Source organism: Bradyrhizobium sp. 63_E2_N1_3 (assembly GCF_052076005.1).
GTDB classification, from domain to species: domain Bacteria; phylum Pseudomonadota; class Alphaproteobacteria; order Rhizobiales; family Xanthobacteraceae; genus Bradyrhizobium; species Bradyrhizobium barranii.
The window spans coordinates 938,157-957,139 of record NZ_CP197235.1; the positions used below are offsets into that span (position 1 = coordinate 938,157).

Consider the following 18,983-nt stretch of genomic DNA (forward strand, 5'->3'; position numbering starts at 1 on the left):
CCCAATGAAAGGTGTCGCCACTTCGCTGATGGCGAGAAGCGGACATTCCCGTTTGGAGCCTGAGTGTGCTAGCCTGAGGCACCATGCCCACACCTGCCGAAGCAGTAAGAACCTACATCTTGGCCAAGGACGGCAACCGACCGTTCTTGATGAGGCAGGCGTTCTCTGAAGACATTGCACTCGAAATGGTGGTCAAGACCGACGCCATTTCATTCCCCAACACGGCTTCCGGCTTGAACGCCGTGGAAGAAATCTTGGTGCGTCGTTTTGGTGTCGAATACGAGAACATCTACACGTTCTGCCTATCCCGGCCTTCCGAAACGGACCGAGCGCGCTTTCAGTGCCATTGGTTGGTGGGGATGTCCGCCAAGGCCAGCGGGCAACCGCTGCGAGTTGGATGTGGACGTTACGACTGGCATTTCAATGAGCACGGAAAAGTGGTGAGGCTGGTGATCACCATTGAAGTCATGAAAGTCTTATCTGGCGCCGAACTCGATGGCGTGATGCGCTGGCTATCTTCGCTTCCCTATCCGTGGTGCAGTCCGTCTCAGGCTCTCCTGTCATTTCCTCCGCAGAACGACCTGCGCGAGGTTGAAGCCTACTTGAAGCAGGCTCAGTAATCTCCGCGGTCGAACTACGATTGGCCAATAAGGTTGACGTCCCGAAGTTGAAGCTTGCTGTATGTCGCCTTCGGGTCAATCGCGTCAATATGGCCGCGTGCCGCTCCCTTCCGGTCTGCCGCTGTGAACGGAAATCGTCAGACTGCGCGGGCATGTCACCCGCGGGCCATAACCGGACCTGTTCACTCGATGACCTTGTCGGCACTGGCCGCGAGTGCAGGAGAGACGGAAAGGCCCAGCTGCCTGGCCGTCTTCAAGTTGATGGACAGATCGAATTTGGTCACTTGGTAGAATGGAATATCGCCAGCTTTTGCTCCGCGGAGAATTGCGTCGATGTTGTTGGCAGCGCGCTGATACAATTCGACTAGATCAAAGGAGTAGGCCATTAGGCCCCCGGCTTCGACGGATTCGGTGAACGCGAAAATCGCCGGAAGTCTCGCGTCGGTCAGCAACTTGGCGATCAAAGCGCTGTTTTGAAAAGTTTCAGGGGAGTCGACCACCATGACTGCATTTGCGCCTTCGCCGGAAAGGCTCTCTACCGCTGCCCGCCAGTCATTTTCTTGAGCACCAACATCCAGTAGCGACACCGCGATAGGTAGGCCAGCCTCCTGGGCCGCTGCGGGGATAGGCGAACCCTTGACGAGCCCGCTGTATTGGATGTGAAGAGCGAGCAAGCCAAGTTTTGATATTGAAGGAAAGATTTCGCGCAGCAGTGCAATCCGTTTTCCATGAATCGATGGACCGGCATCGATGCTGGCTCCCGTGAAATTGCTGCCCGGGTGAGCCAGACTTTCGGCAATCCCCAATCTAACGGGGTCGGCAGTTATCGTTACGATTGGAATACGCGATGTCAGTTTCTTGAATATGAGTGCGCCAGGACCACCGAGGAGAATGACATCCGGGTTGCTGCTAACGATTTCCGTCGCCAAGGCTTCGAGGCCGGACGTATTTTGCTCTCGACCATAACTTTCGACTGTGAGGTTTTGTCCCTCGATCTGTCCCAACCGTCGCAGTTCCGCGAAGAGGGCTCGAGGATATCTTTTCCCGCTCTGATCGTGCCAGTCCGCGCTCGGCTCTGATGGGACGAAAATAGCAAGACGTTTCTTCTTGGTGCTCCCCGCGGCCGCAGCCAGCTGCGGCGATGCTACCGCACCACAAACGGCACAGAGAAAAGCACGCCGCCTCATGTTCGCCCCCTAGCCAGAGTCTAGGTCAACGCATCTTAGCGTCTAAAAGGCCATACTGAAAATCAAAGGTGGCTCTGCGATGTCCGGGTTGGGTCAAAAGCGTCGGTTTGGCGCTCAGGGGCAAACTTCCGCTCTGCCGCCATCACCCGACATAGCTGCACCGCGTCAACGGAAGCGATGGGGCACGAGCGGAAGTGCCTAGCCGCTCCATATCGGCCGCCGTCGGTCATCCCTGAACGAACAGCTTACTTTTCTCTCGTCTCCGGCCTATTCTTGGTGTCCTTCTGCGATGAGCGCGTTTGGGAAGAAATGTGGTCTATCGGGCGGAGAAGACGGCGTTGCGCTATCTCTTCGAAGACTATGTATTGGACACGGACCAGCGCGAGCTGCGCTGCGGAGCCGAGCTGATTGCTACTGCGCCGCAAACGTTTGACTTGCTCCTTTACCTCATTCGCAACAGGGAGCGGGTTGTCAGCAAGGACGATCTCCTCGGTGCGGTCTGGAGTGGTCGCATCGTCTCAGATGCCGCGCTCACGACGCGCATGAATGCAGCTCGCAGCGCAATTGGCGACACGGGCGAGAAACAGCGCCTGATCAAGACGATGCCCCGCAAGGGTTTCCGCTTCGTTGGCGCGGTGCAGGAGGCGCAAAGGCCCACAACCGTCCCCCTTGGCCAAGTGGCGCAGAACGATGATACGGCGCAGAGGTCGCTTTCACCACCTCGCCTTTCCATCGTTGTGTTGCCCTTCGTCAATCTCAGCAGCGCCCCCGAGCAGGACTACTTTGTCGATGGTGTGACCGGGAGCCTCACCACGGATTTATCACGCATCAGTGGCTCATTTGTTATCGGCCAACACACCGCGTTCACCTACAAAGGCAAATCGGTCGATGTCAGGCAGATTGGTCGTGAGTTGAATGTTCGCTACGCGCTTGAAGGCTCGGTGCAGCGTTGCGATAATCGTCTCCGGGTGAATGTTCAATTGATCGACGCGACGACGGGCAATCATTTGTGGGCCGACCGCTTCGACAAGCCCTTCGCCGATCTGCTCGATATGCAGGACGAAATCGTAGCAAGGATTGCGCGGACCTTAGACAACCAGCTCATCGTGGCCGAGGCGCGTCGCGCGGCAAGAACGTTGAATCCCGATGCCATGGATCTCTATTTCCAGGGCCGCCATTCTTGCAATAGGGGGGTGACACTCGAGAATTTGACAGAAGCTCGCAATTCCTTTGAACGGGCTCTGGCGACTGATCCGCAAAATGTCGACGCCATGAGCTGGAGCGCGTTGGTCGAGACAGTGCTTGTCGCGGCGTTCTTGAAAGACAACGAGCCTCCGCATCTGGCAGCGGCAGAGACCATGGTGCTAAAGGCGCTCCGCCTTGCTCCGGACCATGCCTGGGCTCATTTCACCTTGGCAATGGTGCTCATCTATACGAACCGGACGGCCCAAGGCGTGGCTGAGTGCGAGCGAGCCTTGGCCCTGGATCGCAATCTGGCTGACGCTCACGAGATGATGGGTCAGGCCAAATTTTATATGGGTTGCGGTGCGGATACCGAGTTCCACGTCAACGAAGCACTGCGCCTTTCCCCTCGCGATATCTCCGCCTTCCGATGGATGAATACGGCGGGCTTTGCCAAGCTCCAGATCGCAGCAGACGCTGAAGCGGCCGCTTGGTGTGCCCGAGGAATCGAGGCCAACCGAAACTATCCGCTGCTGCATTTCGGGTACGCTGCAGCGCTCGCGCTTCTTGGGAGGCTGGACGAGGCGCAAGTGGCCGCCAAAACCGGACTTGCACTTGATCCAACATTTACGATCCGTCGCGTCAGAAACGTTCCAGTGCGCGGCGACGCGAATTTCGTTGCAGGAGCCAGGCGCTTGGTTAGGGGATTGTACATCGCCGGAGTACCGGAGGGGTGATGCCGGCGATCGGTCTATCGCGTTACTATGGCCGCGTGCCGCTCTCTTCCGGTTTACCCCTGTGAACGGAAATCGTCGGACTGCACCGCCATGTCTCACACGGGCCAGGAGGCGACGTTCCCTGCTGGCCTCATAAGACCCGATATGACAGAGAGGCCACCATCTGAGGGCGGCCTCTGCTGCGTGCGTGAATTGGTCAGTTCTTGTACCCCATACTGCTACAGACCGCGTATTGATAGTTGGGGTTTGCACCTTGCGCCCATAACCCTTGTTTGCATTCCACGTACGTCCTGGCCTTGGCTGGCGCAAACGCCCTTATATCCGGGTCAAGCACTTTGGCATGCGCACCCGAGTAAAATATCTCTGTCGATGGAGTGTTCGGCCTCGTAGTTTTCTTCACGGCGTTGGCGGGTGCATTCGACAAAATGGCGACAGCTAAGCCCACAAGGAACAGCGAGGAAAATCTCATAGTAATGTCCTCCACAACTCCACCTCGAAGTGGGCGACTATTCAAGAGAGCTACAAGCAGTGGTGGCGTCGATTAAACATAACAACCTTATTCCCGAAGGGCAATGGACGGAGTTGCTCCAATGTCGCCACGGGTCAAAAGCGGTCTTCGAGGAGCAGTGCTTGGCAGGTCGGTTTATGGGCCAGAAGCCGACGCAAGCCGTCATCGACGTGGCGCCAGGATATCGAATTCAGAGGTTGCCAATCGGTCGGCGGCCGAGATGGCGTGTCCTGATGGACGCCTGCTGCACACCCGCTGCCATGATGACATCATGCCCCTGTTTTGCCCGACGGGTCAAATCGATTTCGTAAAATCGAAAAAGCCCAATGCCGACAAGGGCCGGCTACTGTGCATGGGGTTGTTTTCGCGAATTTTGTTTGTCGGTCCCGATATCCGGGCCGGACCCCAATCTCGTCAGGTCCGGTGTGGCCCGAGCACTGGCCTCAGCTATCGACCTTCAGCGCGGCAATGAAGGCTTCCTGCGGGATGTCGACCTTGCCGAACTGCCGCATCTTCTTCTTGCCTTCCTTCTGCTTCTCCAGAAGTTTCCGCTTACGCGTGATGTCGCCGCCGTAGCACTTTGCGGTGACGTCCTTGCGCAGCGCGCGCACCGTCTCGCGCGCGATCACCTTGCCGCCGATCGCCGCCTGGATCGGGATCTGGAACATGTGCGGCGGGATCAGCTCCTTCATCTTCTCGACCATCGCGCGGCCGCGCCCCTCCGCGCGGGTGCGATGCACCAGCATCGACAGCGCGTCGACCGGCTCGTTGTTGACCAGGATCTGCATCTTGACGAGATCGGCCACCTTGTAGTCGGTCAGGTGATAGTCGAACGAGGCGTAGCCTTTCGAGACCGATTTCAGGCGGTCGTAGAAGTCGAACACGACTTCGTTGAGCGGCAGATCGTACTTCACCATGGCGCGGGAGCCGACATAGGTCAGCTCCTTCTGCGCGCCGCGGCGATCCTGGCACAGCTTCAACACGCTGCCGAGATATTCGTCGGGAGTGAGGATGGTGGCCTCGATCCAGGGCTCCTCGATATCGGCGATCTTGACCACGTCGGGCATGTCGACGGGATTGTGGATCGAGATCTCCTGGCCGTCGGTCAGGTGCATCTTGTAGATCACGCTTGGCGCGGTCGCGATCAGGTTGAGGTCGAACTCGCGCGACAGCCGCTCCTGGATGATCTCGAGGTGCAATAGCCCGAGGAAGCCGCAGCGGAAGCCGAAGCCCAGCGCAGCCGAGGTTTCCATCTCGTAGGAGAAGCTCGCGTCGTTGAGGCGCAACTTGCCCATCGCCCCGCGCAGCGTTTCGAAGTCATTGGCGTCGGCCGGGAACAAGCCGCAGAACACCACCGGGATCGCCGGCTTGAAGCCCGGCAGCATTTCGGTGACCGGCTTCCTGTCGTCGGTGATGGTGTCGCCGACGCGGGTGTCGGCGACTTCCTTGATCGCCGCGGTGATGAAGCCGATCTCGCCGGGGCCGAGCTCGTCGACCTGCTCCATCTTCGGGGTGAAGAAGCCGACGCGCTCGACGTCATACGCCGCGCCTGTGCCCATCATGCGGATGCGCTGGTTCTTCTTCATGACGCCGTCGACCACGCGGATCAGCACGACTACGCCGAGATAGACGTCGTACCAGCTGTCGACCAAGAGCGCCTTCAAGGTCGCCTCGCGGTCGCCCTTCGGCGGCGGCAGGCGGGTGACGATGGCTTCCAGCACGTCGGGGACGCCGAGGCCGGTCTTGGCCGAGATCATCACGGCGTCGGAGGCATCGATGCCGATGACGTCCTCGATCTGCTGCTTGATCTTCTCGGGTTCGGCCGCGGGAAGGTCGACCTTGTTCAGGACCGGGACGATCTCGTGATTGTTGTCGAGCGCCTGGTAGACGTTGGCGAGCGTCTGCGCTTCGACGCCCTGGCTGGCGTCGACCACCAGCAGGGAACCCTCGCAGGCCGCCAGCGACCGCGAGACTTCGTAGGCGAAGTCGACATGGCCGGGCGTGTCCATCAGGTTGAAGATGTAGTCCTTGCCGTCCTTGGCGTGGTAGGCGAGGCGGACCGTCTGCGCCTTGATGGTGATGCCGCGCTCGCGCTCGATGTCCATGGAATCGAGCACCTGCTCCTTGCCCGCCATTTCGCGGTCGGTGAGGCCGCCGGTCATCTGGATCAGGCGGTCGGCCAGCGTCGACTTGCCATGGTCGATATGGGCGACGATGGAGAAGTTGCGGATGTTGGAAATGGGGACGGTCGTCATGGGCGCGGGATACCACTCACATCCCCGTGCGGCAACCATATTGCTGTATTTTCAGGGCCTTTCTTCACGCCAAGCTGATTCCACGAGGGCCCAAAACGCGCTACGCAACGGCCCATGTCCAGGCTCATGTCCACGACCTCGATCCCCTCCGCCCGAACACGCGTAAAAGCCCGGGTGAGCTTTAACCGCTTCCGGGCCTGGCTGGTTGCCTGCGCGATCCGGCCCGAAGCGCGGCTCTGGCTGGTGATCCAGCTCGCCATCCTGCATGCCGTGATCTGGACCTTCATCCTGATCAATCTCAAGGCAGCGCAGGACGTTCACATGGACGTCGCAGAAGCCTATGGCTGGGGCCAGGAGTTCCTGTGGGGCTACGGCAAGCACCCGCCGCTGTCGGGCTGGGTCGCCGGCCTCTGGTTCAAGGTGTTCCCGGCGGCGGACTGGGCGACCTATGCGCTGGCGATGGCGACCGTCGGCGTCGGCATGGTGATCTGCTGGCTGCTGAGCTTGCGCGTCGTGGACGCGCGGCGTGCGTTCCTGGTCGTGGTGATGGTCGCGCTCTACCCGATCTTCAATTTCAAGGGTTTCAAGTACAACCCCGACCTGCTCCAACTCGTCACGCTGCCGCTGCTCGTGCTCGCCTATCTCAACGCCTTCGAGAAGCGGACCTGGCAGTCCGGTATCTGGTTCGGGCTCGCCGGCGCGCTGGCGCTGATGACCAAATACTGGGTGCTGACCATGATCGGCGCCATTGGCCTTGCCGCGCTGATCCATCCCGACCGGCTGCGATTCCTGCTGTCGCCGGCGCCGTGGGTGGCGATCGCGACAATGGTCGTGGCGATGATCCCGCACATCGTCTGGCTTGCCGGCGTGCATTTCGTGCCGCTGACCTATGCCGGCGATACCTACAGCCTCGATGACAGCCGCCAGGTCCATCAGCTCGTGGCGGGCTACGCCCTGCATAATCTGGCGCTGCTGGCGTTGCCGGTGGCGCTGGCCGCGCTCGCAATGGCGCTGGTGCCGCATTGGTTCACGTTGCTGTTGCGCGCACCGTTACGCATCGTCACGCGTGCCTGGGGGCGCGGCGCCAATCCCGGCGTCAATGTTGCGCAGGCGTTGAACGTCTGGATCATCCAGATCATCGTCGCGGTCGGCCCGCCGCTCGGCGCGCTGGCCTTCAGCATCTACATGAAGACCGATTGGGGCATCTCGCTGTTCTTCCTGGTACCCTTGGCGCTGGTCGCGATCCCGGCGCTGCGGGTGCAGAGCGCGGCCCTGTTCAACATCGCCGTGATCTGGCTCCTGCTCAGCGTCGCCACGCTCGCCGCCTCGCCCTGGATCGCCGCGCGCGAGATGGCCGCTAATGCCGGCAACACGGCGACCTACGGCGCGCGCTCGGAGCTAGCGCATGAATTGACGCAGGCCTGGCACACGCGTTTCGGCTCGCGCTGGGCGGTCGTTGCCGGCACCATGGAGTCGATCCAGCCGATGGTGTTCTACAGCCCCGACCATCCGGCCGCGTTGATGCCGCTCGAAGCCTGGGATTCCGGGCTGACATCGCGCGAGGATGCCAAGAAGTATGGTTTCATCGGCGTGTTCGATCCGACCGATGGCCGCCTCCCGGCGTTCGAGAAATGGGTCTCGGAGATCGCGCCGAACGCCGAGCGCATCGTGATGACGACGCGCCGCTTCACCCACGGCAAGGCCGGCCCGGCGATGAGCTGGAATATCTACATCGCCCCGCCGGCGAAGTGATTGCGGCGTTGTCGGTCCCGTAGGGTGGGCAAAGCGACTTGTCCGCCATAGCTCGAAGAGCGACGGCGGAAGCGTGCCCACCACTTCTGTGGCGATTGTCGCGAGATGGTGGGCACGGCGCTTCGCGCCTTTGCCCACCCTACGGCGCCGAGCGCGTGGCTCAGATCCCTTCCTCGTTGAACTTGCTTTCAACGAGCTCGGTAATCGCCGCAAGCGCAGCCTGGGCATCATCACCGGCGGCGGCGACCGTGATCGTCGTGCCCGGTCCTGCGGCCAGCATCATCAGGCCCATGATCGAGGTGCCGCCGACGGTCTCGCCGCCGCGCGTCACCCACACCTGCGCGTTGAAGCGCTCCACCGCCTGGACGAACTTCGCCGAGGCGCGGGCGTGCAGGCCGCGCTTGTTGATGATCAGGAGGTCTTTGGAAATGGCTCCCGCCGGCACGCCTGTCCCGGCCTGGTTTCCGAGCGGCGCGTCGTCGCTCATTTGCCGGCGAGCACGCGGCTGGCAATGGTGACGTATTTGCGACCCGCTTCCTGGGCCATCGCGATCGCGTCGGGCAACGGACGCTCCTCGCGCACCTTGGCAAGCTTCACCAGCATGGGAAGGTTGATGCCCGCGAGCACTTCGACCTTCGGCCGGCTCATGCAGGATATTGCAAGGTTCGACGGCGTGCCGCCGAACATGTCGGTGAGGATCGCGACGCCGTCGCCGGAATCGACGCGGTTGACCGCCTCGATGATGTCGCTTCGGCAGAGATCGGAATCATCTTCGGCACCGATCGTGATCGCTTCGATTTGCTTTTGTGGGCCCATGACATGCTCAAGCGCTGCCTTGAATTCGTCGGCAAGGCGCCCGTGGGTCACAAGTACTAGACCAATCATCGGAAAACTCCTCGCGGGCGCTTTTGGTGCACCGCACGAACGCGCCACTTTGACCATCCAGAGCCCCCGCGCAAGAGGGGATGTTGCGTATCTCCCTGAAACTAGACGGATGGATGAGGGGAGCTGCGCCGGTCTATTCGGTCGCGATAGTGGGGTTCATATGGTTACCATTTCCCTTCAAACAATCGCCTGAAGGGTTAACGGAAGATGAACTCTTGGTAGTGGTCAAGGCCGCAACAACCAAAGGGAGGGGCGAATAGTCGCGCCCGACGGGGATTCGCGGTATTTCGACACCGAAAATGCTTGTTTTCAGCGATTCCGCCGCAGGCAGCCGTTCTGCGTCGGCGGCGTCCAGATCGACCACGAGGCCGACGGTCGCATGCTCCACGAAGTCGCAGCGGCGGATTCCCAGTCCCCGAATCTCGATCAGGCCGGCCAGCAGCGGCGCGGGGCGGACTTCAATTTCGTCGCCGACTGTCGCCAGATGGACACGGTCATCGCCGACCAGAACGGCCCTTTCGACCACGCCAGCGCGTCCCGCCATGATCAAATCGAAGGCAAGGCGCGACTTGCCGGAGCCTGAGGGCCCGCGGATCAGCACCGCCAGAGTCCCGACCTTGACTGCGGAGGCGTGAACGCTGGGGCCACCGTCGCTCATAGCGCCGGCAGCCTCACCACGAACCGCGCGCCGACAACCGTAGGCGCTCCGTCCTCGTCCACAGGGCCCGGGCGGTTCTCGGCCCAGATGCGTCCGCCATGGGCATCGACGATCTGCTTGGAGATCGACAGGCCGAGGCCGGAGTTCTGGCCAAAGCCCTGGTGCGGACGGTCGGTGTAGAAGCGCTCGAAGATGCGCTCCAGCGCGTCGTCGCGGATGCCGGGACCGTCGTCGTCGACCACGATCTCGATCTCGGAGCGGACGCGGCGGCAGGTGAGGCGCACCTTGCTGCCGGGCTCGGAGAACGATTGCGCGTTGGAGAGCAGGTTGGAGACCACCTGCCCGAGCCGTGAATCGTGGCCCGTCACGGAGAACGCGTCGGTCGCGCCGCGGCCCTCGAAGCGCGTTTCGACCGCGACGTCATGGCCGAGCTTGGTTTCATTGGCGACGGACACGAGCGTCGTCAGCAGGCGGCGCAGGTCGACCCGGACCGCATCCTGGCGCTGCAATTCGGCGTCGAGGCGGCTGGCGTCGGAGATGTCGGAGATGAGGCGGTCGAGCCGCTTGACGTCATGCTCGATCACCTCGAGCAGGCGCGCGCGGCTGGTCTCGTTGCGCGCCAGCGGCAGCGTCTCGACCGCGGAGCGCAGCGAGGTCAGCGGGTTCTTCAGTTCATGCGCGACATCGGCGGCGAACATCTCGATCGCCTCGATGCGGCTGTAGAGCGCGCTGGTCATGTCGCGCAGCGCGCCGGACAGGTGACCGATCTCGTCGCGGCGCCGGGTGAAGTCGGGAATCTCGATGCGGGCCTTGATGCGGCGGCGGACGCGCTCGGCGCTGTCGGCGAGCCGGCGCACCGGACCTGCGATCGTGCTGGCGAGCAGCAGCGACAGCATGATCATGACCGCGGCAGCGACGCCGCCGACCTTCAGGATCGCCAGGCGCTCGGCGGTGACCATCTGGTCGATGTCGTCGCCCTGCGTCGACAGCATCAGGGCGCCGTGGATGGCGCGCGAGCGCAGCACGGGGACTGCGACCGAGACGATCACCTCGCCGCGCGAATTGACCCGCACCATCGAACGCTTCTGGCCCTGGAGCGCGTCGCTCACTTCCGAATAGCCATTGCCGTTCTCTCGCCCGAGCTCGCGATACAGCGGCAGGTCACCGCGGTTGATCCAGAGGCGCACCGAAGTCAGGCCGCGCTCGATCACGCCGGGCTTCTGCGATGGCGGCGGCAACGGGAAGATCAGCACGTTCTCGAGGTCGCGGCTGTCGAGCAGCACCGTCCCGTTGGGATCGAATATCCGCGCGCGGGTCTTGGTCGGCGAGATCAGTGTGCGCAGCACGGGGGCCACGCGCTCCGGGCTGATCGGGAAGTTCAGCGCCGAATAATCGTCGGATTCGCCGTAGCTGTCGCCGAGCTTCAGATCGAGCAGGCGGTCAGGATCGACCGTGATCGCGTTGGTCTGCACGGTCGCCGACGCTCCGATGGCACCGGCGATGATCTCGGCCTGCACCAGCAGGCTCTGCGCACGCGCGTCGATCAGGCCGGCGCGGAACTGCGAGAGATAGAGAATGCTCGCGACCAGCGCGACGAGGCCGGCGAGGTTGAGCGAGACGATGCGGCGGGTCAGGCTCGAGAAGGAGAGCGCGAAGAAATACTGACCGGCACGCGTCAGCCAGGAGAACGGTCGCCAACCTTGCGCGGCCGGCTTGTCGTCGGCGACGTGCTCCGGTACGCCGTCGGATGCGATATCCCCGGCATTCTGGTTCTCGTCAGGCTGCGTTCGGTCAAGCAATGCTTACGCCCGCGTTAGGACATCTCGTGCGAAGGGTCCCCGCATCCTAGAGCCATCCCGGTCCCGATGGAACGAGAACCGGCGATGCTCTCAGTCTTTCGTGAAGGCGCGTGAGCCTCAGGCTTCCTTGAAGCGGTAGCCGACGCCGTAGAGCGTCTCGATCATCTCGAACTCGTTGTCGGTCACCTTGAACTTCTTGCGCAGCCGCTTGATGTGGCTGTCGATGGTGCGGTCGTCGACATAGACCTGGTCGTCATAGGCGGCGTCCATCAGCGCGTTGCGGCTCTTCACCACGCCGGGCCGGGTTGCCAGCGCCTGGAGGATCAGGAATTCGGTGACGGTCAGCGTCACCGGCTCGTTCTTCCAGGTGCAGGTGTGCCGTTCGGGGTCCATGCGCAGCAGGCCGCGGTCGAGCGCCTTGGCATCGTTCTCCTTCGGCGCGACGGTCGGGTCCTTCGGTGCAGAGCGGCGCAGCACGGCCTTGACGCGCTCGACCAACAGGCGCTGCGAGAACGGTTTGCGGATGAAGTCGTCGGCGCCCATCTTGAGGCCGAACAGCTCGTCGATCTCTTCGTCCTTGGAGGTCAGGAAGATCACCGGCAGGTCGGATTTCTGCCGCAGCCGGCGCAGCGTTTCCATGCCGTCCATGCGCGGCATCTTGATGTCGAGGATGGCAAGATCGGGCTGGGTGGTGCGGAAGCCGTCGAGCGCGGAGGCGCCGTCGGTGTAAGTCATGATGCGATAGCCTTCGGCCTCCAGCGCGATCGAGACGGATGTGAGAATGTTGCGGTCGTCGTCGACCAAAGCGATTGTGGGCATGAGCCTCTGCTTTCTGCTTTCCGTTTGGGTCGTGGCTTGAAACGGCGAGCAATTCACTGATGCGCCGCATACACGGGTGCCGAAGTCGGCGGTCGAACCTTGTCACCGAGCAATGCAAGCTGGGCTGAAGTGTGACCAAGTTCCACGAAGCGCAGCAGATTCGCCGCGTTTCGACCCATAACCTGACCCCCGTTTACCCGAAAAAAGACCTCCCTTGCAACCACCTGACCCGAGAAAGCCGATGCACCCGACCCCCGACTTCGACCCTGGAAAGCTCGCCAAATCGCTGCTCAGGCGCTCGCGCCAGGGGGCGCTGGCAACGCTGATGGCCGGCAGCGGCGATCCCTATTGCTCCCTGGTCAATCTGGCGAGCCACCCCGACGGCTCGCCGATCCTGCTGATCTCGGGCCTGGCCGTGCACACCAGGAACATCCTGGCGGATCACCGGGTCTCCCTGATGCTGGACGAACGCGCGGCCGGCGATCCGCTGGAGGGTGCCCGAATCATGCTGTCCGGCCGGGCGGAACAGGCCGATGCCGACAAGGATCTGCTCCAGCGGCGGTATCTCAATGCCCATCCATCGGCCGAAGCGTTTGTTTCGTTTAAGGATTTCTCTTTCTTCAGAATTCGGCCCACGGGAACCCATCTGGTCGCCGGCTTCGGCCGCATCGTCGATCTCAAGCCCGAGCAGTTCCTGACGGACCTTACCGGTGCCGAGGATCTGCTGGCGGCGGAGGAGGGGGCGGTCGCGCACATGAATGCCGACCACCGCGACGCCATGGGTCTCTATGCAACAAAACTCCTCGGCGCGGCGGAGGGCGACTGGCGCTGCACCGGCTGCGACCCCGAAGGCCTCGACATGCAGGATGGCCAGACTGCGCTGCGGCTGGACTTCCCGGAGCGGGTGACTGACGGCACGGCGCTGCGCAAGATGCTGGTCCGCCTTGCTGGCAAAGCGCGCGCGAAGGTGGACTAGCGCGCAACAATTTGAACGCTGCCCCCCATCGCTGCGACCCAAGACCGTAATGGTTCGAAGTCGGCAGCGAGAGGGTTCATGACACGCCGTCGTTTGACGCTGGTTGCGGGTTTGGCGCTCGCGATCATCGCATCGCTTGCCACGCCCAGCTTTGCCCAGAAAGGTCTCGCCGCGGAGAGCGCGCGGATCAACGCACTCCGAAGCGCCGGCAAATATTCGGAGGCGCTGCCGCTGGCGCAGGCCATGGTGGCGTCTCTCGAGAAGACCACCAACAATCGTGATCTCGCGGGCGCGCTCAACAACCTCGCGCAGATCTACGCCGACCAGGGTCACGACGACCAGGCCGAGCCGCTCTACAAGCGCGCCATCGCACTGATGGAGAAGGGGACCGGTCTCGACAGCGTCGAGGTCGCGCCGGTGCTGAACAACCTCGCCGCGCTCTATCAGAGGCAGAGCCGCTTTGCGGAGGCCGAGCCGCTGTTCAAGCGTGCGCTCGCCGTGCGCGAGAAGGCGCTGTCGCGCGAGCATCCCGACGTCGGTCAGTCCCTCAACAATCTCGCCACATACTACGTCAAGCAGCAGCGTCAGGCCGAAGCCGAGCCGTTGTTTCAGCGCGCGCTCGCGATCTACCAGAAGGCCGGTGGCCCCGAGCATCCGGCGGTCGCGACGCTCCTGAACAATCTCGGCCAGCTCGATCGCGACCTCAACCGCGATGCGGATGCCGAGGCGCCGATCAGGCGCTCGCTCGCGATCCGCGAAAAAGTGCTGGGACCGGACCATCCCGACGTCGCGCGCTCGCTGAACAATCTCGCCGGTCTCTACGAGCACCAGCAGCGCTATGCCGATGCGGAGCCGCTCTATCGCCGTGCGCTGTCGATCCGCGAACGTGCGCTCGGTCCCGATCATCCGGACGTCACGACCTCGACCAGCAATCTCGCTTATTTCCTCTACGTCTCCGGCCGGAACGCCGACGCGCTGCCGCTCGCGGAAAAGACGCTTGCGACCAATCGCGCGCAGTTGCGCGTCGTGCTGCCGGTCCTGTTCGCCGCGCGACAGCAATATCTGCTGCCTGACGACAGGGCGCTGGACGAGGCGCTTGCCGCGATTCAGCGCGGCACGCAATCCTCCGCTGCCTCCGCCGTGAACAAGCTGGCCGTGCGCCTTGCTGCGGGCAGCGACAGGCTCGCTGAGCTCGTGCGCCGGGACCAGGATCTTGCGGCCGAGTCCGAGGCGCTCGACAAGGCGATCATCGCCGCGGTGTCGAAGCAGTCGGCCCAGCGCGACGTCGCGGCCGAGCAGCGCAGCCAGGTGCGGATCGCGGCGATAGCGAACGAGCGCACAGGCTTGCAGAAGACGCTCGCGGTCGAGTTTCCCGATTATGCGTCGCTCTCCAACCCCCTGCCGCTGGCGGTCAAGGATATCCAGCCCTTGCTGTCGCCCGACGAGGCGATGGTGCTCTACTCCGTCGTCGACAAGCAGAGCTATGTCGTCGCGATCACGCGCGAAGGCGTCGACTGGAAGGAGATTCCGCTCGGCGCGGACGCGCTGACGCAGAAGGTGACTGCCTTCCGCAAGGGGCTCGATGTCGGCAAGGCGCGTGATGCCTCCGGCAAATCAGGGTTGTTCGACCTCGGGCTCGCCAACGAGCTTTATGTCGCGCTGCTCGGCCCGGTCGAAGGGCTGACGAAGGACAAGCGCAACCTGCTGGTGGTGCCGTCGGCCGCGCTGACGGCGTTGCCGTTTCATCTGCTCGTCACGGAGACGCCGCAAGCTGCGATCCCGGACACGCTCGAAGGCTATCGCAGCGCCGCCTGGCTGTTGCGGCGTCAGGCGGTGTCGGTGCTGCCCTCGGTGGTCAGTCTGAAATCGTTGCGTGCCGTCGCGCGTCGGGAGCAGGGCGTGAAGCCGATGACCGGCTTTGGCGATCCCGTGTTCAATCCTGCGCTGGAAGGGCCGGCCGATCGTCGCGCTGCAAGCGGCAAGGTCGCCGCACGCAACATTGCAACAATTGCCTATAGCGATTTTTGGCGCGGGGCCGGCGTCGATCGCGCGCGGCTTGCGCAGGCGCTGCCGCAACTGCCGGATACCGCGGACGAGTTGAACGCGGTAGCAAAGGATGTCGGCGCGGCCGAGGCCGACATCCATCTCGGCCGCGATGCCAGCGAAACGACGCTGAAGCGTGCAGCGCTTGCTCAATACAGCATCATCTACTTTGCCACCCACGGTCTCGTGGCCGGCGATATCAAGGGATTGGGCGAGCCCTCGCTTGCACTCTCCATTCCCGATCGGCCGACGGAGCTGGATGACGGCTTGCTCACGGCAAGTGAAGTCGCTCAGCTCAAGCTTAACGCGGATTGGGTTGTGCTGTCGGCCTGCAACACCATCGCCGGCGACAAGCCCGGCGCCGAGGCCCTGTCGGGGCTGGCGCGCTCGTTCTTCTACGCGGGTGCACGTGCGCTGCTGGTCTCGCATTGGGCAGTGGATTCGGAAGCTGCCACCCGCTTGACCACGTCGACTTTCGAACTGCTCAAGAACGAACCAAAAATCGGCCGTGCCGAAGCTTTGCGCCGCGCGATGTTGACGTACGTTGATGACACCTCGTCACCGCGCAACGCCTATCCCGCGATGTGGGGGCCGTTCGCGCTCATCGGCGAAGGCGAGGTACGATAGGACGGTCCTGCGATTGTGCGTCGCAATAACCACAGGAAACGCGGAATTGCGCATTTGGTTGCGCGATCATTCGTATTTTTTTGATACGCTCGCTCAGAGCTGACATGCGCGGCATTTGGCGCGGTCCTTGAATAAACCAAATCCTGCGAGATCGGCTTGGCAACGCCAGCGTTCACCATTATTACGTCGTTCAACCGAGGCCGGACGGCCTATAATTCACGGTGACTGCGATGGCGCCAAAGCTTGGTCGCGCTGAGTGTCGCGGGTTCTAGGAGGATTTTTCGTGCAAGAGACGGGCGTGCGCAACGGTGCCTTCGGTGCCGACAAATTCGGCTTAAAGAATCTCAAACGGGTTCACTGGAACCTCGGCGCGCCGCAACTCTATCAATACTCACTTTCTGCGGGCGAGGCGGTGCTGTCGGCAGACGGTTCGCTTTGCGCCGACACCGGTGAGTTCACCGGTCGCAGCCCGAAGGACAAGTTCACGGTGCGTGACGCCACCACCGACAAGAAGATGTGGTGGGCCGGCAACCAGTCGATCACCGCAGAGCAGTTCGAGACGCTCTACCAGGATTTCCTCAAGCACGCCGAAGGCAAGAGCCTGTTCGCGCAGGACCTCTATGGCGGCGCCGATCCGGCCTACCGGATCAAGACCCGCGTCTTCACCGAGCTCGCCTGGCACTCGCTGTTCATCCGTACGCTGCTGATCCGCCCCGAGGCGGTCGAGCTGCCGAGCTTCACGCCGGAGCTCACCATCATCGACATGCCGAGCTTCCGCGCCGATCCGAAACGCCACGGCTGCAAGTCGGAGAATGTCGTCGCGATCGATTTCGCCCGCAAGATCGTCCTGATCGGCGGGTCTTATTATGCCGGCGAGATGAAGAAGTCGGTCTTCACCACGCTGAACTACTATCTGCCCGAGCGCGGCGTGATGCCGATGCACTGCTCGGCCAATGTCGGCGCTAATGGCGACACCGCGATCTTCTTCGGGCTATCAGGCACCGGCAAGACCACGCTGTCGGCCGATCCGAACCGCACGCTGATCGGCGACGACGAGCACGGCTGGGGCCCGAACGGCGTGTTCAACTTCGAAGGCGGCTGCTATGCCAAGTGCATCAAGCTGTCGCAGGAGGCCGAGCCTCAGATCTACGCCGCCTCGACGCGCTTCGGCGCGGTGCTCGAGAACTGCGTACTCGACGAGGACACCCGAATCGTCGATTTCGACGACGGTTCCAAGACCGAGAACACGCGCTCCGCGTACCCGCTCGACTTCATCCCGAACGCTTCGCGCACCGGCCGCGCGCCGCAGCCGAAGAACGTGGTGATGCTCGCCGCCGACGCCTTCGGCGTGCTGCCACCGATCGCAAAGCTCTCGCCGGCGCAGGCGATGTATCACTTCCTGTCCGGCTACACCGCCAAGGTCGCCGGTACCGAGCGCGGTCTCGGCAACGAGCCGCAGCCGGAATTCTCGACCTGCTTCGGCTCGCCCTTCCTGCCGCTCGACCCCAGCGTCTATGGCAACATGCTGCGCGACCTCATCGCCCAGCACAATGTCGATTGCTGGCTGGTCAACACCGGCTGGACCGGCGGCAAGTATGGCACCGGCTCGCGCATGCCGATCAAGGTGACGCGCGCGCTGCTCACCGCCGCGCTCGACGGCTCGCTTCGCAACGTCGAATTCCGCACCGACAAATATTTCGGCTTCGCGGTCCCGACCGCGCTGCCGGGCGTGCCGGCCGAGATCCTGAACCCGGTGAACACCTGGAAGGACAAGGACGAGTTCGACAAGACCGCCCGCGCGCTGGTCGGCATGTTCCAGAAGAACTTTGCCAAGTTCGAAGCCCAGGTCGACGCCGAAGTGCGCGCGGCCGCGCCGGACGTGAAGCTCGCGGCGGAGTAATCGCTCGCTCTGTCTTCAATGCAAAAGGGCGGCCGCGAGGCCGCCCTTTTTGTTTCTTCCTTCTCCCCTTGTGGGAGAAGGTGGCGCGAAGCGCCGGATGAGGGGTTGTATCCGCGCGTTCAACTGCAAGAGAAGCGCTCGCGGAGAGAGACCCCTCACCCGTCTCGTCGCTTCGCGACGAGCCACCCTCTCCCACAAGGGGAGAGGGGAAGAGCACCTCACGCCTTGAAATACGCGATCTGCGTCGTGGTCGCGAGCAGCCTGCCGTTCGGCGACCACAGCTCGGCGTTCTGATCGGCATAGCTCTTGTGCATGATCTTCGAATCGGCCGTCGCGAGCACGCGCGTGATGTCCTCGGCGGCGAGCTCCTCGCTGCCGGTGTGGAAATACGTCGTCAGCGACACCGTGCCGAACGGCACCAGCTCGCGCCTGGCGTGGAAGATGCGGCCGAAGAAGGCGTCCGACATCGACATCAGCGACAGCATGTCGAGCTTGCGCGGCGTGCGGTCGCCGATCCAGAGCTTGGAATAGGTGCCAGCGAGCTCGGTCCGCGGCGGGCCGATCCGCATCTCGCCCTCGACGAAGCGGAATTCATACTGGTTGGCCCAGGATGCCGATATCTTCGGGAATGGCAGCGTCGCCTCGAACGCCGTGGCATCGGGATATTGCGCCACCCTGTGCTCCCAGGACGGCCGGCGCTCGGCGAACACGGCGGTGGCGAGCGTAGCGACCTCGCCGCCGCCCTGCGACAGTTCGACGCTCCAGTGCTGGCTGGAGCGATTGGCCTTCACCAGCCGCACGTCCAGATCGAACGGCCCCTTGGCGATCGGCGCGCAGTAATTGACGGTCAGGGCCAGCGGATCGCCGGCGCGCTGCGGATGGTCGATCAGCGCACGCAGGATGGTCGCGGCCGTGGCGCCGCCGAACGGGCCGACAAACGCCCAGTAGTCGTCGCTGGTATGCCCCTGCCAGCTGGAGTCGCCGGCGCTGATGCGGGTGGCGTCGTCGAACGGGTGCGGGAGCTTGGCGTGCATG

General features: G+C 62.9%; 14 protein-coding genes. 6 read left to right on the forward strand and 8 right to left on the reverse strand.

Annotation, left to right across the window (positions count from 1 at the left end; translation table 11 throughout):
• Window positions 1-83: 83 nt before the first annotated feature.
• The gene (locus AB7531_RS04325) at window positions 84-620 is read left to right on the forward strand and encodes a hypothetical protein (RefSeq protein ID WP_063980736.1); all 537 of its coding nucleotides are present in this window, start codon (window positions 84-86) and stop codon (window positions 618-620) included.
• 182 nt (window positions 621-802) lie between these two features.
• Here the strand turns inward: AB7531_RS04325 and AB7531_RS04330 are convergent, their stop codons facing one another.
• Entirely contained in the window at window positions 803-1,624 is an 822-nt protein-coding gene (locus tag AB7531_RS04330; protein WP_231143814.1) for an ABC transporter substrate-binding protein, read from the reverse strand.
• A gap of 521 nt (window positions 1,625-2,145) precedes the next feature.
• Between AB7531_RS04330 and AB7531_RS04335 the strand changes: the two genes are divergently transcribed.
• Window positions 2,146-3,726, forward strand: a complete 1,581-nt coding sequence (locus AB7531_RS04335) for a winged helix-turn-helix domain-containing protein (protein WP_063986043.1) — start codon at window positions 2,146-2,148, stop codon at window positions 3,724-3,726.
• 951 nt (window positions 3,727-4,677) lie between these two features.
• On the opposite strand, the gene lepA is transcribed toward AB7531_RS04335, so the two are convergent.
• Window positions 4,678-6,489, reverse strand: coding sequence for a translation elongation factor 4 (lepA, locus tag AB7531_RS04340; RefSeq protein ID WP_028148267.1), 1,812 nt, complete (start codon window positions 6,487-6,489; stop codon window positions 4,678-4,680).
• A 126-nt stretch (window positions 6,490-6,615) separates the two neighbouring features.
• Between lepA and AB7531_RS04345 the strand changes: the two genes are divergently transcribed.
• Complete coding sequence (locus AB7531_RS04345; RefSeq protein WP_063986044.1) at window positions 6,616-8,241, forward strand: glycosyltransferase family 39 protein; 1,626 nt, start codon at window positions 6,616-6,618, stop codon at window positions 8,239-8,241.
• 160 nt (window positions 8,242-8,401) lie between these two features.
• On the opposite strand, the gene AB7531_RS04350 is transcribed toward AB7531_RS04345, so the two are convergent.
• The 5 genes from AB7531_RS04350 to AB7531_RS04370 form a co-directional block, all read right to left on the reverse strand.
• Window positions 8,402-8,728 (reverse strand): HPr family phosphocarrier protein, encoded by a 327-nt coding sequence (locus AB7531_RS04350; RefSeq protein ID WP_063980739.1) that lies wholly within the window; start codon window positions 8,726-8,728, stop codon window positions 8,402-8,404.
• A complete protein-coding gene (locus tag AB7531_RS04355; RefSeq protein ID WP_007597752.1) occupies window positions 8,725-9,126 on the reverse strand; it encodes a PTS sugar transporter subunit IIA in 402 nt (133 codons plus the stop codon). The genes AB7531_RS04350 and AB7531_RS04355 overlap by 4 nt, the downstream gene beginning before the upstream one ends.
• Before the next feature lie 133 nt (window positions 9,127-9,259).
• The gene (locus AB7531_RS04360) at window positions 9,260-9,784 is read right to left on the reverse strand and encodes an HPr kinase/phosphorylase (RefSeq protein WP_063980740.1); all 525 of its coding nucleotides are present in this window, start codon (window positions 9,782-9,784) and stop codon (window positions 9,260-9,262) included.
• Window positions 9,781-11,583: a sensor histidine kinase gene (locus AB7531_RS04365; RefSeq protein ID WP_063980741.1), complete on the reverse strand. Its 1,803-nt coding sequence runs from the start codon at window positions 11,581-11,583 to the stop codon at window positions 9,781-9,783. Before AB7531_RS04365 ends, AB7531_RS04360 begins: the two co-directional genes overlap by 4 nt.
• Before the next feature lie 117 nt (window positions 11,584-11,700).
• A complete protein-coding gene (locus tag AB7531_RS04370) occupies window positions 11,701-12,402 on the reverse strand; it encodes a response regulator transcription factor (protein WP_038952081.1) in 702 nt (233 codons plus the stop codon).
• Between the two features lie 241 nt (window positions 12,403-12,643).
• On the opposite strand from AB7531_RS04370, the gene AB7531_RS04375 reads away from it, so the two are divergent.
• The 3 genes from AB7531_RS04375 to AB7531_RS04385 all read left to right on the forward strand — a co-directional run bounded on the left by AB7531_RS04375 (window position 12,644) and on the right by AB7531_RS04385 (window position 17,948).
• Window positions 12,644-13,378 carry a HugZ family pyridoxamine 5'-phosphate oxidase gene (locus AB7531_RS04375; RefSeq protein ID WP_063980743.1) on the forward strand — a complete coding sequence of 245 codons (735 nt, stop codon included), beginning with the start codon at window positions 12,644-12,646 and terminating at the stop codon, window positions 13,376-13,378.
• A 78-nt stretch (window positions 13,379-13,456) separates the two neighbouring features.
• Window positions 13,457-16,048: a CHAT domain-containing tetratricopeptide repeat protein gene (locus AB7531_RS04380; RefSeq protein ID WP_063980744.1), complete on the forward strand. Its 2,592-nt coding sequence runs from the start codon at window positions 13,457-13,459 to the stop codon at window positions 16,046-16,048.
• 283 nt (window positions 16,049-16,331) lie between these two features.
• Entirely contained in the window at window positions 16,332-17,948 is a 1,617-nt protein-coding gene (locus AB7531_RS04385; protein ID WP_063980745.1) for a phosphoenolpyruvate carboxykinase, read from the forward strand.
• Window positions 17,949-18,166: 218 nt separating this feature from the next.
• Here the strand turns inward: AB7531_RS04385 and AB7531_RS04390 are convergent, their stop codons facing one another.
• A complete protein-coding gene (locus AB7531_RS04390) occupies window positions 18,167-18,982 on the reverse strand; it encodes an acyl-CoA thioesterase (protein ID WP_063980746.1) in 816 nt (271 codons plus the stop codon).
• Between the last annotated feature and the right edge of the window lies 1 nt (window position 18,983).

Excerpts from the sequence above, each read along its gene's own strand:
- AB7531_RS04390 (WP_063980746.1), bottom strand. The coding sequence starts at position 18,982 with ATGCACGCCAAGCTCCCGCACCCGTTCGACGACGCCACCCGCATCAGC.
- AB7531_RS04375 (WP_063980743.1), top strand. The coding sequence starts at position 12,644 with ATGCACCCGACCCCCGACTTCGACCCTGGAAAGCTCGCCAAATCGCTG.
- AB7531_RS04325 (WP_063980736.1), top strand. The coding sequence starts at position 84 with ATGCCCACACCTGCCGAAGCAGTAAGAACCTACATCTTGGCCAAGGAC.
- AB7531_RS04350 (WP_063980739.1), bottom strand. The coding sequence starts at position 8,728 with ATGAGCGACGACGCGCCGCTCGGAAACCAGGCCGGGACAGGCGTGCCG.
- AB7531_RS04370 (WP_038952081.1), bottom strand. The coding sequence starts at position 12,402 with ATGCCCACAATCGCTTTGGTCGACGACGACCGCAACATTCTCACATCC.
- AB7531_RS04355 (WP_007597752.1), bottom strand. The coding sequence starts at position 9,126 with ATGATTGGTCTAGTACTTGTGACCCACGGGCGCCTTGCCGACGAATTC.
- AB7531_RS04380 (WP_063980744.1), top strand. The coding sequence starts at position 13,457 with ATGACACGCCGTCGTTTGACGCTGGTTGCGGGTTTGGCGCTCGCGATC.
- lepA (WP_028148267.1), bottom strand. The coding sequence starts at position 6,489 with ATGACGACCGTCCCCATTTCCAACATCCGCAACTTCTCCATCGTCGCC.
- AB7531_RS04345 (WP_063986044.1), top strand. The coding sequence starts at position 6,616 with ATGTCCACGACCTCGATCCCCTCCGCCCGAACACGCGTAAAAGCCCGG.
- AB7531_RS04360 (WP_063980740.1), bottom strand. The coding sequence starts at position 9,784 with ATGAGCGACGGTGGCCCCAGCGTTCACGCCTCCGCAGTCAAGGTCGGG.